The sequence below is a fragment of the Chryseobacterium jejuense genome, from assembly GCF_017877355.1.
Classification (GTDB): Bacteria; Bacteroidota; Bacteroidia; order Flavobacteriales; family Weeksellaceae; genus Chryseobacterium; species Chryseobacterium jejuense_A.
This window is the reverse complement of the sequence record NZ_JAGIPR010000001.1, coordinates 283,172-298,162: the sequence shown is the minus strand read 5'-3', so window position 1 is coordinate 298,162 and position 14,991 is coordinate 283,172. Positions and strand designations below refer to the sequence as shown.

General features: G+C 35.3%; 15 protein-coding genes. 9 read left to right on the top strand and 6 right to left on the bottom strand.

The annotated features are described in order from the left end of the window. The first annotated feature begins 117 nt into the window (after positions 1 to 117). Positions 118 to 555, top strand: coding sequence for an endonuclease domain-containing protein (locus J2772_RS01305; protein WP_209912602.1), 438 nt, complete (start codon positions 118 to 120; stop codon positions 553 to 555). A gap of 118 nt (positions 556 to 673) precedes the next feature. Here the strand turns inward: J2772_RS01305 and J2772_RS01300 are convergent, their stop codons facing one another. From J2772_RS01300 to J2772_RS01285, 4 genes are all read right to left on the bottom strand, one after another. Continuing rightward, on the bottom strand, positions 674 to 967 hold the full coding sequence (locus tag J2772_RS01300) for a hypothetical protein (protein WP_209912600.1): 294 nt from the start codon (positions 965 to 967) through the stop codon (positions 674 to 676). 50 nt (positions 968 to 1,017) lie between these two features. After that, positions 1,018 to 2,004 (bottom strand): 2-hydroxyacid dehydrogenase, encoded by a 987-nt coding sequence (locus tag J2772_RS01295; protein WP_209912598.1) that lies wholly within the window; start codon positions 2,002 to 2,004, stop codon positions 1,018 to 1,020. A 68-nt stretch (positions 2,005 to 2,072) separates the two neighbouring features. Beyond that, positions 2,073 to 2,723, bottom strand: coding sequence for a protein-L-isoaspartate(D-aspartate) O-methyltransferase (locus J2772_RS01290; RefSeq protein ID WP_209912595.1), 651 nt, complete (start codon positions 2,721 to 2,723; stop codon positions 2,073 to 2,075). 103 nt (positions 2,724 to 2,826) lie between these two features. After that, the gene (locus J2772_RS01285) at positions 2,827 to 3,507 is read right to left on the bottom strand and encodes a hypothetical protein (RefSeq protein ID WP_209912593.1); all 681 of its coding nucleotides are present in this window, start codon (positions 3,505 to 3,507) and stop codon (positions 2,827 to 2,829) included. Positions 3,508 to 3,660: 153 nt separating this feature from the next. On the opposite strand from J2772_RS01285, the gene J2772_RS01280 reads away from it, so the two are divergent. From J2772_RS01280 to J2772_RS01250, 7 genes are all read left to right on the top strand, one after another. Next, positions 3,661 to 4,629, top strand: a complete 969-nt coding sequence (locus J2772_RS01280; RefSeq protein ID WP_209912591.1) for a Gfo/Idh/MocA family protein — start codon at positions 3,661 to 3,663, stop codon at positions 4,627 to 4,629. A gap of 309 nt (positions 4,630 to 4,938) precedes the next feature. After that, entirely contained in the window at positions 4,939 to 6,669 is a 1,731-nt protein-coding gene (locus tag J2772_RS01275; protein WP_209912589.1) for a cellulase family glycosylhydrolase, read from the top strand. 65 nt (positions 6,670 to 6,734) lie between these two features. Further along, the gene (gene bla-A / locus J2772_RS01270; protein WP_209912586.1) at positions 6,735 to 7,613 is read left to right on the top strand and encodes a CGA/CIA family class A beta-lactamase; all 879 of its coding nucleotides are present in this window, start codon (positions 6,735 to 6,737) and stop codon (positions 7,611 to 7,613) included. A gap of 56 nt (positions 7,614 to 7,669) precedes the next feature. Continuing rightward, positions 7,670 to 8,080: a hypothetical protein gene (locus tag J2772_RS01265; protein WP_209912584.1), complete on the top strand. Its 411-nt coding sequence runs from the start codon at positions 7,670 to 7,672 to the stop codon at positions 8,078 to 8,080. 10 nt (positions 8,081 to 8,090) lie between these two features. Beyond that, positions 8,091 to 8,981, top strand: coding sequence for a 3-hydroxybutyryl-CoA dehydrogenase (locus tag J2772_RS01260; protein ID WP_209913430.1), 891 nt, complete (start codon positions 8,091 to 8,093; stop codon positions 8,979 to 8,981). Between the two features lie 80 nt (positions 8,982 to 9,061). After that, positions 9,062 to 10,378: a hypothetical protein gene (locus tag J2772_RS01255; protein WP_209912582.1), complete on the top strand. Its 1,317-nt coding sequence runs from the start codon at positions 9,062 to 9,064 to the stop codon at positions 10,376 to 10,378. A gap of 38 nt (positions 10,379 to 10,416) precedes the next feature. Continuing rightward, complete coding sequence (locus tag J2772_RS01250) at positions 10,417 to 10,656, top strand: hypothetical protein (protein ID WP_002977986.1); 240 nt, start codon at positions 10,417 to 10,419, stop codon at positions 10,654 to 10,656. 51 nt (positions 10,657 to 10,707) lie between these two features. Here J2772_RS01250 and J2772_RS01245 read toward each other — a convergent pair whose 3' ends face one another. Then, positions 10,708 to 11,118, bottom strand: coding sequence for an META domain-containing protein (locus tag J2772_RS01245; RefSeq protein WP_209912580.1), 411 nt, complete (start codon positions 11,116 to 11,118; stop codon positions 10,708 to 10,710). A gap of 365 nt (positions 11,119 to 11,483) precedes the next feature. Between J2772_RS01245 and J2772_RS01240 the strand changes: the two genes are divergently transcribed. Further along, positions 11,484 to 12,521 (top strand): hypothetical protein, encoded by a 1,038-nt coding sequence (locus J2772_RS01240; RefSeq protein ID WP_209912577.1) that lies wholly within the window; start codon positions 11,484 to 11,486, stop codon positions 12,519 to 12,521. Between the two features lie 54 nt (positions 12,522 to 12,575). Here J2772_RS01240 and pheT read toward each other — a convergent pair whose 3' ends face one another. Further along, positions 12,576 to 14,978 carry a phenylalanine--tRNA ligase subunit beta gene (pheT, locus tag J2772_RS01235; RefSeq protein ID WP_209912575.1) on the bottom strand — a complete coding sequence of 801 codons (2,403 nt, stop codon included), beginning with the start codon at positions 14,976 to 14,978 and terminating at the stop codon, positions 12,576 to 12,578. Between the last annotated feature and the right edge of the window lie 13 nt (positions 14,979 to 14,991).

The following is a 14,991-nucleotide window of genomic DNA, read 5'->3' as shown; positions in this document are numbered from 1 at the left end:
TAGCCAATTTAAATCCTATATTTGAAATAGACACACTCAAATTCCCCTCCAGAGGAGGGGTGGATTTCAAAATTCCTTGAATTTTGAAAGACGGGGTGGTTAAAATAAAACACACAAATGAAAGAAATAGTAACATACATCAATAGGATTCCTATTTACAGGAGTTTTGTAGAAAACCTTCCCTACAATCCCAGATTAAAAATATTATTAAAAGAAAAGCGTAAAGCCAGAATCCTGAGTGAAGTAATCTTCTGGAAAAAAGTCCGGGCAAAAACTTTTTATGAAATTGATTTCGACAGACAAAGAATTATTGGAAATTATATAGTAGACTTCTATGTGAAATCCCTAGGATTAATTATAGAAATTGATGGTTCAAGCCATGATGAGAAGGAAGTTTATGACGGTATTAGACAAGAATATTTGGAGTCGTTAGGACTTTTGGTTTTTAGGATTACTGATTTTGATGTAAGGAATAATCTTGATCTGGTAATGAAAGAGTTAGAGGATTTTATTATTCAGCATTACGGAACCACCCCGTCTTCAAAAATTGAATAATTTTTGAATCCACCCCTCCAAAGGAGGGGAATTTCTTCTTACAAGATTAGGTTATCAATTTCAAAAATAAAAAACCTCACTGAAAATCAGCAAGGCAAATATTTTATCTGTGTGAAGTCTAAGTTAAGACATCATCATTTTCTTCTTCATGGTCGTCCTCATTATCGCTGAGGCTCCAATAGTTGTTCTCTTCATCTTCTTCCCCTATTTCTTCCATTTCATCATCGTCTTCTGCACCGGGAATATCTAAACCTTTATCTATTTTATCTTCATCTATATCTTCATCAAATATAGGATTCCCATCTCCATCAAGCGAAATATGTTTTTCTCTTTTGAATATATCTTCACTGGGATCATAATCCATACGTTCCAGCCTTTTATTCTGCTCATTAATATTGTTTTCTGGTGCCATGATATTTAGATTTTAAGGGTTACTCTATTGAGAACAAAAATAATTCCAAGTTATGATGTGTGAGCAGAATATACTTCAGGATTTGCACAATTGGGCATCACTTCTCCTTTTGAAAAGGCAATAATATTTTCAGCAGCTAGTCTTGCCATTCCATTTCTAGCCTCAATGGTTGCAGAACCAATATGCGGTAATACACATACATTCGATAACTCCAAGAGAGGATTATCTGCAGACATGGGTTCCGGATTGGTCACATCAAGGCCCGCACCCCAGATCTTTCCTTCAGTTAATGCATTGTATAAATCCTGTTCCTGATGAAAACCACCTCTTGCTGTATTGATAAAAATTGCATTGGAATTCATCTTTTCAAATACAGATTCATTGAAAAGGTCCTTGTGTTCAGGGGTAAAATTGGCATGAACACTCAGGACATCTGAATTTCTGACCAATTCATCAAAGGAAACATACGTGGCACTCAATTCTCTTTCAGCTTCTTCATTTCGATGACGATTGTGGTAAATGATTTCCATATCAAAAGCTTTTTTACACTTTTCAGCCATTTGAAAACCTATTCTTCCCAATCCAAAAACACCTAATGTCTTGCCATAAAGTTCCTGTCCCAAAGCATGCAAAGGATTAAAACTTCCCCAATTATCTTCTTTTACCTTCTGAAAATTATAACTGGCTCTCCTTGCTACCGATTGCATCAGTAAAAAAGCAACATCAGAAGTCGCTCTGCTCAGCACATCCGGTGTATTTCCTATAGGAATATTCCTTTGATTGGCTTCTTTAATATCCACATGATCAAACCCAACAGAATACAATGCAATGGCCTTTATATTAGGGCAAGCATCAAAAAATGCTTTGTCATATTTAAAATCACCGCCAATGTTTACAATAACATCTGTATTTTGACAATATTTCAGCCATTCTGCATCAGTAATATTTTCATTTTCAGGAAATATAATCTGCAATCCTGCTTCTTGTAACATATGGATTCCAATCTCTGGAATTCTTTTATTAATAAAAACTTTCATTGTTATTTTTAAGATTTAAATAAAAATGATATTGCAAGGAAGCTCATCTAAAGATTTTATTGTAATTCCTATTGATTTGTGTTCCCCAACATCGGAACAAATTTATATGCTCCAAATTCTTCTTTTTCAAACTCAGTGGGTCCTACTTTTGTGAATCTATATAGAACCTGCTCATCTGTTGGTCCTAATGGAATCACCATGATCCCTCCTACTCTCAACTGCTTTAGCAATTCTGTAGGTAAAGTACCTGCTCCACAGGTTACAATAATTTTATCGAAAGGAGCAAAAGTAGGCAGCCCGGCAAAACCGTCTCCAAAACTTTGAAATTTAGGATATAAATGAAGCTCTCTCAGCTTATTTTTAGAAAAATCAAATAAGTCCTTCTGTCTTTCTACTGTGTAGACATGAGCTTTCATTGCTATGAGAACGGCAGTTTGGTACCCGCATCCGGTCCCGATTTCCAGTACTTTTTCACCCGCCTTCACCTGTAACAGCTCAGATTGTTCCGCAACTGTAGAAGGGTGTGAAATGGTTTGATGCGCCAGGATAGGGAAAGCCCTGTCTTCATAGGCAAAGTCTTCAAAAATACTTTCAATGAAAAGGTGTCTCGGAATATCATTCATTGCCGAAAGTACATTTTCATCCGAAATCCCGATTCTGTATCTGAGATATTCTACTAAATTCTTTCTTTTTCCTTTATGTACAAACGAATCCTGCATATGACAAAAGTAAGAAATTAGATTTTAGATTTCAGAAATCGGATGAAAGAATTATCCACAAAAAATAAAGCTGTCAAAAAACTGACAGCTTCTATTTTAGATATTAATTCCATTTTACAACTTGTGAAGTGACATCGGTATAGGTATTATCTGCGCATCTTTTTCTGACATAGAACATATAAGAAATTGTCTTATTTAAGTTAACAAAAGCAGCATTGTGCCCAGGAAGAACCGGATCACCATTTCCCGGAGCCGGAGGTGTACTACTCGTCCCTAAATATACTTCATACACTGAAATACCATCAGTCTCCCAAGAAACCGTGGCTGAAAAAGTAGGATCATAAACGGAAGAAGTAGATGTTGTATAATTGACATAGCCTGGTTTTACACAAGCGGTAGTATTTTCAGAAAGAATGGTAATAGGTCCTGCCCAATTGCTCTTTCCATCAACAGTTCCACAGTTCTTTCTTACATACAAATCATATTTCTTACCTGTAAATAATGGAAGACTGTATGAGGTATTGCTTACTTCAGCTACAGTACCACTCCCTAGAGTAAAGCCCTGTTCCCCATACTGTACTTCAAAAAATCCTGTTCCCTGGCCGCTATTACTGCTCCATGAGAAAATATTATATAACGGTTTGAAATTTAAATTTGTAGGAGTCTCACACTTAGGTTGTGGGGGTTGATTATTGTGTACTTCAGTAGCAATATTATCTCCGGAACCTGAGCATCCAGTAGCCACTAATCCTGCTACGGATAAGATGAAATATATTTTTTTCATAGCTGATAATTTTTATAGAACGCGAATTTAATACAATTCTTTTAATTAATAAGAGCTATATCCGTTACTGCTTGCCACCCAAAAATATCCAAGTAAAAAGTCATGTATTTTTATACTATACATTCACTATCTTTACAGAAATTTAATACAGCTATGTTAAAAGCAGGTTTGGTAGGTGCCGGACACTTGGGAAAGATCCACTTAAAACTTCTTAATCAGTCAGATAGATATGAGTTTGTAGGATTCCACGATAAAGATGTTGAAAACGGAAAAAAATTAGAAGCAGAATTCGGATATACATATTTTGAAAACTTTGATGAATTGCTTGAGCAGATTGATATGCTGGATATTGTCACCCCGACAGTCTATCATTATGATTATGCTTTAAAGGCTATCGCAAAAGGACTTCATTTCTTTATTGAAAAACCGGTTACCCAAACACTGGAACAGGCAGAAGAAATCCTTCGTTTATGCCAAGAAAAAGGAATCAAAGCACAGGTAGGACACGTTGAGAGATACAACCCAGCTTTTATTGCCACTAAGGAATACATCAGCACTCCTATGTTCATCGAAATCCATAGACTGGCTGAATTCAACCCTCGTGGTACAGATGTTTCTGTGGTGCTGGATCTTATGATTCACGATTTGGATATTTTATTAAGCATTGCTAAATCTAAGGTAAAAAACATCCACGCCAGTGGGGTTTGTGTAGTAAGCAAAACTCCGGATATTGCCAATGCCCGCATAGAATTTGAAAACGGATGTGTTGCCAACCTAACCACTTCCAGAATTTCAATGAAAGCTATGAGAAAGAGCAGATTCTTCCAGAAAGACGCTTATATCTCCGTGGATTTCCTTGAGAAAAAAGCAGAAGTAATCAGAATGAAGGATGCTCCGGAAAACCCTACTCCATTCGACATGATTATTGAAAATGCTGATGGAGAGAAAAATCAGATTTTGTTTGAATATCCAAACATTCAGCCTAACAATGCTATTCTTGATGAATTGAACTCTTTTGCTGATGCTATCACCGCTGATAAAAATGTGGAGGTTTCTCTTGAAGACGGAACTGAAGCGTTAAAAGTTGCTTTGGAAATTATGAAGCTTATCAGCCAAAAATAAAAATACGCTGTTTCCATAAACAGAAATAGCAACAATGCTATCTTAGTAATCAATGGTTATTGAGATAGCATTTTTTATGGATTATTGATATAATTTTCAAATGGAAAATTAGTAATTTATCAATATAAAATCCATTTCAAAATAAAAAAACAATATATTTGAACAACAATTCAATGAACAATTGAAAGATTTTGTTTTACATATGCAATGGATTCCAATCAAAATAAGTGGTCACAATGTAGACTCTTATTTTGATTACACTCTATTTTCACACACCCCTTCTCTATAAATTTAAAATCAAAACAAACTATGAAAAGAACCATCCTAATATCCGCTTTATTATTGTCTCAATTCGGGACATCACAATTATTAAAAACCTCCGGGCAAAAAATCGTTAATGATAAAGGTGAAAATATCCAATTGAGAGGCCTTGGATTAGGCGGATGGATGCTTCAGGAAGGTTATATGCTGAAAACAGCTGATTTTGCAGGTCCTCAATATAAGATCAAGGAAAAAATAGCTGAACTGATTGGTGAAGATGGAATGCAGGAGTTTTATAAAGCCTATTTAAAGAATGGAATCACCAAACAGGATATTGATTTTTTAGCAAAAGCCGGATTCAATTCTATCAGGCTTCCTCTGCATTATAATCTGTATACGTTTCCTATAGAAAAAGAACCTGCAAAAGGTAAAGATACCTGGTTGGAAGAAGGTTTTAAAATGACGGATGACTTGCTTCAATGGTGTAAAGACAATAAGATATACCTGATCCTTGATCTTCATGCGGCTCCTGGCGGGCAGGGAAATGATGCCAATATTTCTGATAACGATAAATCCAAACCTTCTCTTTGGGAAAGTGAAGAGAATCAGAGAAAGACAATTGCACTTTGGAAAAAACTGGCAGACCGCTATAAAAACGAACCATGGATAGGTGGCTATGATATCATCAATGAACCTAATATCAATTTCACCGGGAAAAATCCAAATGGTACAGACGAAATGTCAAACGCTCCTCTTTGGAAATTACAGAAAGACATTACTACGGCGATCCGAGAAGTAGATCAAAAACACATTATTTTTATTGAAGGCAATGGCTGGGGGAATAATTATAATGGTTTGATACCGATCTGGGACCATAACATGGCTTTTAGTTTCCATAAATATTGGAACGATAATGATGATAAAACTATACAATTTGCTTTAGATTTAAGGGCAAAACATAATATGCCGATCTGGCTAGGAGAAACCGGAGAAAACTCTAATGTCTGGTTTACGGAACTTATTCAGCTACTGGATAAACATAATATCGGATATGCTTTCTGGCCTATGAAAAAGATTGACAATATTGCCGGCATCACCAATGTAAAAATAACTCCTGAATATGAAAAATTATTGAATTATTGGAAGAATGGTGGTGAAAAACCTTCAAAGGAATATGCTAAAAAAGCATTGATGCAAATTGCTGACAACTATAAATTCAGCAACGTGGAGGTTAAAAAAGATGTTATTGATGCCCTATTCAGACAAGTGACAGATGGCTCTACAAAACCGTTCAAACATCATCAGGTTCCCGGAAGAGTATTTGCTTCAGACTATGATTTAGGAAGAATGGGTTCTGCTTATCTGGATAAGGATTTTATCAATCTCTGGGTGAGTGATCCTGCTAAAAGATCAGAATGGAATTCCGGCCAGCAGATGAGAAATGACGGTGTTGATATCTATACCTGTAATGATACAATAACCAATCATTATTATGTGGGAAAAACCGAAGCTGGGGAATGGTTACAGTATACCGTCAATTCCAAAGCAGGTAAAAATTATACGTTTGACATCAGATATTCAAGCACCGTATCTTCAAAAATAAGTATGGAGGATGCTTCAGGAAAATTATTAGCCAATATAACGCTACCAGCTACCGGCAAAAACGAAAACTGGACAACCATTTCTGCGAAAAACATTCCGCTTCAGAAGGGAGAAAACAGAATCAGAATCATCTTTGAAAATGATGGTGTAAATCTGAATTATTTTGAAATAAAATAACAGGAATTACCTTACATTGCAGATCCCTTTTACTCTCTAAAAGGGATTTCTTTTTAATCTGCTTTATGAAAAAAATAACCACAATTTTCCTTTTAATATCGGCATTTGCATCAGCACAAAAATCTTCATTGGAACAAAAAATAAATTCCATTACAAAAAATAAACAAGCTACAGTAGGAGTTTCTGTTCTGGGTTTTGAAAATAATTTTAAATACAGCCAAAATGGAGATAAGAAATTGGCCATGATGAGTGTTTTCAAATTTCATATTGCCTGCGCTGCACTGAACCTTGTAGATAAAGGAAAGTTTTCGTTAGATCAAAAGGTTTTTATTAAAAAATCTGAACTTTATAATACCTGGTCTCCATACAAGACAAAATATCCTGAAGGAAATAGAGAAGCTACCTTAAATGAAATCATTGATTATACAGTAGCATTAAGCGATAATAATCTTTGTGATATTCTTATAGAACTTGTGGGAGGAACGCAGGCTGTACAGAAGTTTATGGATTCTAGAGGCGTAAAAGACTTCCAGATTAAACATAGTGAACGTGGAATGGCCCTTAACGGATGGGATTCCCTGTATGAAAATTATACCACAACCAATTCTACCGTACAGCTTTTGAAAAAGTTCTATGCCGGCAAGTTACTTTCGAAAAAATCTACAGATTATTTGATGAAGATTATGCAGGGAACTAAAACCGGAGCTAATAAAATTGTGGAACAACTCCCTAAGGGAACTCCTGCAGCCCATAAAACAGGATCATCCAGTATAAAAGACAACATTCTTACGATCGCAGAAAACGACATGGGCATCATCACTCTTCCGAACGGAAAGCATTATGCTATAGCCATATATGTAAGCAATTCCAAAGAAACTGAAGCTGAAAACTGTAAGATAATTTCAGATATTTCCAAAGCGGTCTGGGATAATTTTAATAAATAAAATATTAAGCTTAATTTTAGCACGGAGAATCGGATGGATTCTCTGAATTCGTCATTATGAAAAAGATACTATTAGCAGCTGCTTTATTTTGCTCCACATTCTTCTTTTCGCAGAAGAATCAAAACTATTTAAAGATCAGCTATACCAGTGTATGTTGCGGTCCGGCTTCTGAAAAACCTTCTATCAGCTATCTGAAAGAATTCAAAAGAAAAAATCAGATAAGAAGTATGGAAATCCTTATGCAAAAAGGAATGGGCAAAGAAGGTGAATTTGAATTATATGTTGGAACTGACTTTCTGACAGTCAACCAAAGAAAACGACTTGTACGTGGACTTACGGCTTCGGTTTCCAATCAGAATAATAACAAAAAGTCGCAAAACATCGGAAATATAAATTTTGATCCAACAGATATTGCTCATCAGGAGGATCTTATGAATGCAAAAAATTTAACTATCTATAAAAAATAAAGGAAAAATGATCAAAAACATTGTAGTTATCGGCGCAGGAACCATGGGAAATGGTATTGCACATACTTTCGCACAAAGCAGTTTTAAAGTAAATCTTGTGGATGTATCTCAGGATGCTTTAGACAGAGGATTGAAAACCATTACTACTAACCTTGACAGAATCATTGCAAAGGGAAACCTTACAGAAGAGCAAAAAGCTGAAACTTTAGGGAATATTACTACTTTCACAGCACTTAATGATGCAGTAGGAGCAGCTGACCTTATCGTAGAAGCAGCTACTGAAAATCTTGATCTTAAATTAAAGATCTTCGGTCAGATGGATGAATTAGCTCCTGCAGGCTGTATCCTTGCAACCAATACTTCTTCTATTTCTATTACGAAAATTGCTGCGGCTACGAAAAGAGCAGACAAAGTAATTGGAATGCACTTTATGAACCCGGTTCCTATTATGAAACTGGTAGAAATCATCAAAGGATATTCTACTTCTAAAGAGACTTTCAGTGCTATTTATGAAATGAGCAAGACACTAGGAAAAGTTCCGGTAGAGGTTAACGATTATCCAGGTTTTGTTGCTAACAGAATCTTAATGCCAATGATTAATGAATCTATAGAAACTCTTTATAACGGTGTTGCAGGGGTAGAGGAAATTGATACGGTAATGAAATTAGGGATGGCTCATCCAATGGGGCCCCTTCAATTGGCAGATTTCATTGGTCTTGATGTATGCCTTGCGATTCTAAATGTTATGTATGACGGATTCAAAAACCCTAAATATGCACCAAACCCATTACTTGTAAACATGGTAACAGCTGGAAAACTGGGTGTAAAATCTGGAGAAGGTTTCTATGATTACTCTGAAAGCAAAAAAGCTGAAAAAGTTTCAAAAATGTTTTTAAAATAATTTCTCAAATTATGAGTTGTGCGTTATAAGTTATAAATTTGGGCTCTAAACCCCTATTATACTAAATAACTACAGCTTTGATGAAAATTAAAGAGAAAAACATTCAAATACTATTGGTCATCATTACTTTAGTGATGACCATTTTTCGTTTTTTACTGAATGAAAAAGGAAGGGTAAATCCGGACTCTATCCGCTTTATGAGGTTTGCACATGGATTACCTGTTATTGATAATACAACAACCCCTTTAGGCTACCCTGCCGCCATAAAATTCTTTACTTACTTTGGTTTTGATGAATTCTGGAGCAGTAAGCTAATAGGCATTCTTGGCTGTCTGTTTATTATTTTATTCGCCTGGAAAAAGAGATTCTATTTCAGAGAGTCCATTGTGGTATGCAGCTTATTCAGTATTATTTCCATTTTTGCTTTTACCATGAGCGAGGCGCTTATTTTACCTTTTGTATTTCTTTTTCTATATACTTCAGCTCTTATTATTGACAGAAAACTAGAAGGTCTGAAAGCTGTTTTCTACCTTTCTTTATCTTTAATTATACTCTATAATATAAGATATAGTGCTCTGTTTATTATTGGTGGCACAGGGCTGTACGGACTTATTTTCTGGAAAAGAAAATATGGACCTGCATTCATCATTTCAGCAGCCATAGGAATGGTTTTCATTGTTTTGTATAAATTTTTATTCATCGATTATTTTAATAAGGACTATATAAAAGACTTTTTAGAAATGGGCCTTCATACTACTCCGGAATTATTGGTAGAATTATTCCAGGGGTTGTGTACTGCATTTAATCCTTTTATTCACATGGCCAATCCTGCAGGGGGAATCATCAATTATGGAATTTACGGAATCGGACTTTTAAATATCCTTTTCATGATTTTCATTTTTGTTAAACAAAAGCTTTCAGATACTGAATTCTTTTATGTTTTCATAGGAGTAACAGGAATCATCTGTTCTTATTTTATACAGTATTTTTATTCTCTAACGCCTATAGATTATAGATTAATAGCTGCATTCAGCTTTCCTTTATGGTTGGTTTATTTTAAAAAGTTATTTGAAATTTTCAATACCAAAGTCTATATCATTAGTGTTTTAAGCTTAATGTCCGGAATGCTGTTTACATGGCTTTCAAAAGGAAATTATCTTGAAAACAGAAAAGTGATTACCCAATTTTTAAAATCAGAAAACCTGGATAAAGTTCCTCTAAAGTTTTTTATTATTGAGGAAAAGGATTTGGAAAAAGTGCAGATAGCCGAGCTAATCAGTACTGTAAATCCTCAGGTAACCATCACAGTCAAGCCTCAGGATACTATACAAAAAACAACATTAACACGCTATAAAGTTTTACAAAAAGTTAAGATCGACAAGAATAAATATCAATAATTTTATTATCTTTGATTCAAAGTTAAAACATTAAAAAAATGAAATTACCAAAGTTTTTATTAGCAGATAATTCGGAATTTCCAGAAGATCTATTCGTAGTTCATACAGAATATCCAAGATTTATCCTAAACGTTGAGGAAGAGGAAGTTGAGTGGTTAGATGATCTTGAAGGAGATGATGAAGAAACTATGGCAGATGAAGCTACAAAAGTAGTGGAAGCAGCTTTCAAATGGTGCGATGAAGAGTTGGCTAAGTACGACGAAGAAGAGGAAGATTAATAACAATCTAAATCATAAAAAAGGAACTCAAATTGAGTTCCTTTTATTTTTTTATTCTGATTTATTGAATTTCAATAATAAAAGATTGTCTTTATAAAGCTCCAGGGTAGTTCCTGAAATTACATATTTGTTAGCTTTTCCCATCATATCCATAAAATTCTGCTCTACTCCGATATTGTTACACATCATCTTTGTAGAACCCATTTGTCCTGCAGAAAATCCTCCTGTAGAAGGATCTATGGTAGCCGTTCCAAAATAGTTGTTGCAGCCTGCATTTCCATTAATTTTTTCTCCTTCAATATTTAATGTTGGGATTTTGCCCTTTACGTTATCAGCCAATGTCCATTTTGTATTGGCAAGAGCCGGCTGAGCTTTTCCTACTTTAGAAGCAGACGGGCTTGTCATGGTTCCACATGAAGCCAATACTGCTGCTGTACATATACTTAAAAAAAGATTTTTCATTTTTTACTATTTGAATTAACCCAAATTTACGGATTTTATATTATTTAAACGGGCTGTGACCAATTTTATTATTCTTTAACACTTTATATTTTGGATCTATTCTGCCAAAGAATATAATACATCTTGCTTCTCCGAAAGGAATACCTATTCTCCTCTATTACCATTCTAAAATAAAAAACACAACGGATTAAAATCATTAATAAAAATTAACAATAAACAAATACAAATGCATAATTTTGAAAAATATAAACATAAACATAAATTAATAATAAATTTAACACTAATTTAGTGCTAATATCAATATTTAACAACAATTTTACTGTATCAAGATTAAACTTTAAAAAATTGAAAAGATTTTAAACAGTATGAAAAAAAACTTCTACACCGTCGTGTTTCTACTATCCTTTAATTTAGCTTTTTCCCAAGTAGGCATTAACACTCCTGATCCTAAGGCAAGCCTTGACATCAACGCTAAAACTACTGATGGCAGTCAGCCTGAAGGAATTATAGCTCCCCGACTCACAGGAGATCAGATTAAAGCAGGAGATACCAGTTACGGAGCAGATCAGAAAGGAGCACTTATCTATGCGACATCAGCTGTAACAGTATCGAGCACAAAGACAGCTAATATCACAGCAGAAGGTTATTACTTTTTTGATGGAAATATCTGGCAAAAGGTAGGCAGTAATGCCCTGATAACAGCAACAAACGGACTTTCTTTAAACGGCACTCAAGCAGAATTAGGAGGAAGCCTTAACAGAAATACAAATATATTGCAGGGTAATTTCCCTCTTACCTTTACAACCTCCGCCACTAACGGTTTTTCTGTTAACAACACTACATTATCCGTAGATGGCGCTAATAACAGAGTAGGTATAGGAACCACTACTCCATCTGTTCCTCTGGAAATTAATAATGGAACCACAGCAGGGGCCTTAAAAATAACTGATGGAACTCAGGGATTGGGTAAAGTGCTTACGAGTGACCCAACAGGTGTGGCAACGTGGTCTACTACTGTTGTAACAGCTTTCGCCAATGCCTGGACTCCCGCCTCCGGAACGCTTGTAAACCCTTTCACCGGCCCAGCAGGAGGCCCGTATAACACTGGACTGAGTGTGATTATTCCGGACAAGGGATGGTACTTTTTCCGTTGTGGCATAGCCATTAATTCAGAATGTAATGATTATTTCTTCTACATTAATGGTATTGGGGATGTATGGAGGAGCTATTGCGGATCCAATACCGCGGCCTTTATGTTTCCAAGAGATCAAAACCGAGTCCTTTATTTTGCCAATCCGGGAACTTATACTGTAGTTGCCGGAAAAACTAATTTAATAGTTCCTACAACCTTCAACGCAGGAAACCCTACTTTTTATCTGGATTTTGTAAAATTTCAAAATTAAAAAATAAAAAGTCGGGCTTTAAAGCCCGACTTTCTAAAATTGTTATATCTTTTATTATGATCTTAACTCTGCATTGAATTCTTTCTGGAAAGATTTAATTAAGGAATCCATTACTTCTGTAATTTCCTTTTCTTCCAGTGTTTTTTCTTCGTTTAACAACTCGAAGCTCATTGCGTAAGACTTTTTACCTTCCGGAAGATTTTTCCCTTCATATACATCGAATAGATTGATGCTCTTAATGAATGGAGATTTGTTTTTCTTTGCTATCTGATAGAGCTCCTGATAGTTAATATTCTTATCAATCAATAAAGCTAAATCTCTTCTGATCTTGTTGAATTTCGGAATGTCTTTAAACTTCAATTCGTTTTTAGAGCGTAACTCCTGAGCCAGTTCAAGTTCAATTTCAGCATAGAAGCAATCCTGATCAATATCAAAATCCTTCAATAATGCCTGAGCCACTTTTCCGATTCTTACCAAGATTTTACCATCTGCTTCATACGCTAATGCATCAGAGAATCTTTCGTCAGTTAAAGCGACTTCTTTATAGTTTACTGCTAATCTTTCCAATAAAACTTTTACATAAGCCTTAAGGTTGTAGAAACTTACTGCAGATTTAGGCTGTAACCAGTTCTCTGCTACATCTCTTCCTGAAACGATAATGGCTAACTGTTTTCTTTCTTCGTATTTATCTTTTTTGTGATAAATCTTTCCTAATTCAAAGAATTTGATATCCTCATTCTTTCTGTTGATATTGTAAACTGTGTTCTGAAGAAGCCCTTCTAATAGGGATTTTCTCATGAATGCAAGATCACCGCTTAAAGGATTCAATAGTTTTACAGCATCCGTTTCATCTTTTACAGAAGTTAATGAATTGTTCATTACTTCATGGAAACCAAGGTTCTGTAAAGCTCTCGCCCAGTTGTTCTCCAATTCATCCTGATCGTTTGCGCTCAGCTTAACCGGTGTAAACGAAATCTTTTGTGGGGCATCAATCTTATTGTATCCATAGATTCTTAAAATCTCTTCAATAACATCAATTTCTCTTGTTACATCTGCTCTGTAAGCAGGAACAGAAATTTCAAAACCGTTAGGAATTTCATTTAAAACCTGGATTTCCAATGCCTTTAGGATTTCTTTTACTTTTTCTCTGTGAATTTTTGTTCCTAAAATCTGTTCAATTTTAGAGAATCTTAAGATCACATAGTTATCTTCTATTTTCTTAGGATATTCTTCTAAAAGCTCCCCTATCAATTTTCCTTCAGCAATTTCCTGGATCATTTTAATAGCATGAGTAATCGCTGTTCTGGTAAGATTCGGATCTACACCTCTTTCAAACCTGAAAGAAGCGTCCGTATTTAAACTATGAACTTTTGCTCCTTTTCTTACCGCTACCGGATTGAAGTAAGCACTTTCAAGGAATATTGTTTTTGTAGTTTCAGACACTCCTGAATTTTCACCACCGAAAACTCCGGCAATACACATTGGTGTATCCTTACCGTCCTTAATCATGATCTCAGTACCATTCAGGGTTCTTTCTACTCCATCCAGAGTAGTGAATTTTGTTCCCGGTTTTACAACTCCAACTTTCACTTTTTTGTCTGCAATTTTATCTGCATCAAATGCGTGAAGCGGCTGCCCGTATCCGTGAAGAATATAGTTGGTAATATCTACAATATTATTAATCGGGCTTAATCCGATTGCTTTTAATCTGTCTTTTAACCAGCTTGGAGATTCTGCAACTTTTACTTCTTCAATCACCGCACCAATGTATCTTGGACAAAGCTCTGTATCTTCAATTTCAAGTTTGAAATCGTGAGAACCTTCATTATTTAAAGATTCAGAAGCTACTTTAATAAACTGAGATTTCTGCTGATTGGTAGAAAGGAAAGCATGCAGATCTCTTGCAACACCATAGTGAGACATTGCATCCGTTCTGTTGGGGGTTAAACCAATTTCAATAACTTCATCATTCGTCAATTCAAAATAGTCTGCAAAGTTCTTTCCTACTTCATATTTGGTTTCATCTAAAACCATAATTCCGCCGTGATCTTCGCTAAGACCTAGTTCGTCTTCTGCACAGATCATTCCCTGAGAAACCTCACCTCTGATTTTTGCTTCTTTAATTTCAAAAAAGTTTCCGGTTTTATCATAGATTTTTGTTCCGACAACTGCTACAGGAACTGTTTGCCCTGCTTCTACATTGGGAGCGCCACAAACGATATTCAGTACCTTCCCGTTTCCTACGTCTACTGTTGTCTTCTTCAGTTTATCAGCATTCGGATGCTTTTCGCAGGTTAATACTTTACCTACAACAATTCCTTCCAGACTGCCTTTTACACTTTCGAATTTATCTATCCCTTCAACCTCAAGACCTATGTCTGTTAGGAATTCACCGATTCTTTCAGTTTTCAATTCCGTTTTTACAAAGTCTTTCAGCCAGTTGTTTGATATTTTCATTTGCTTATCTATC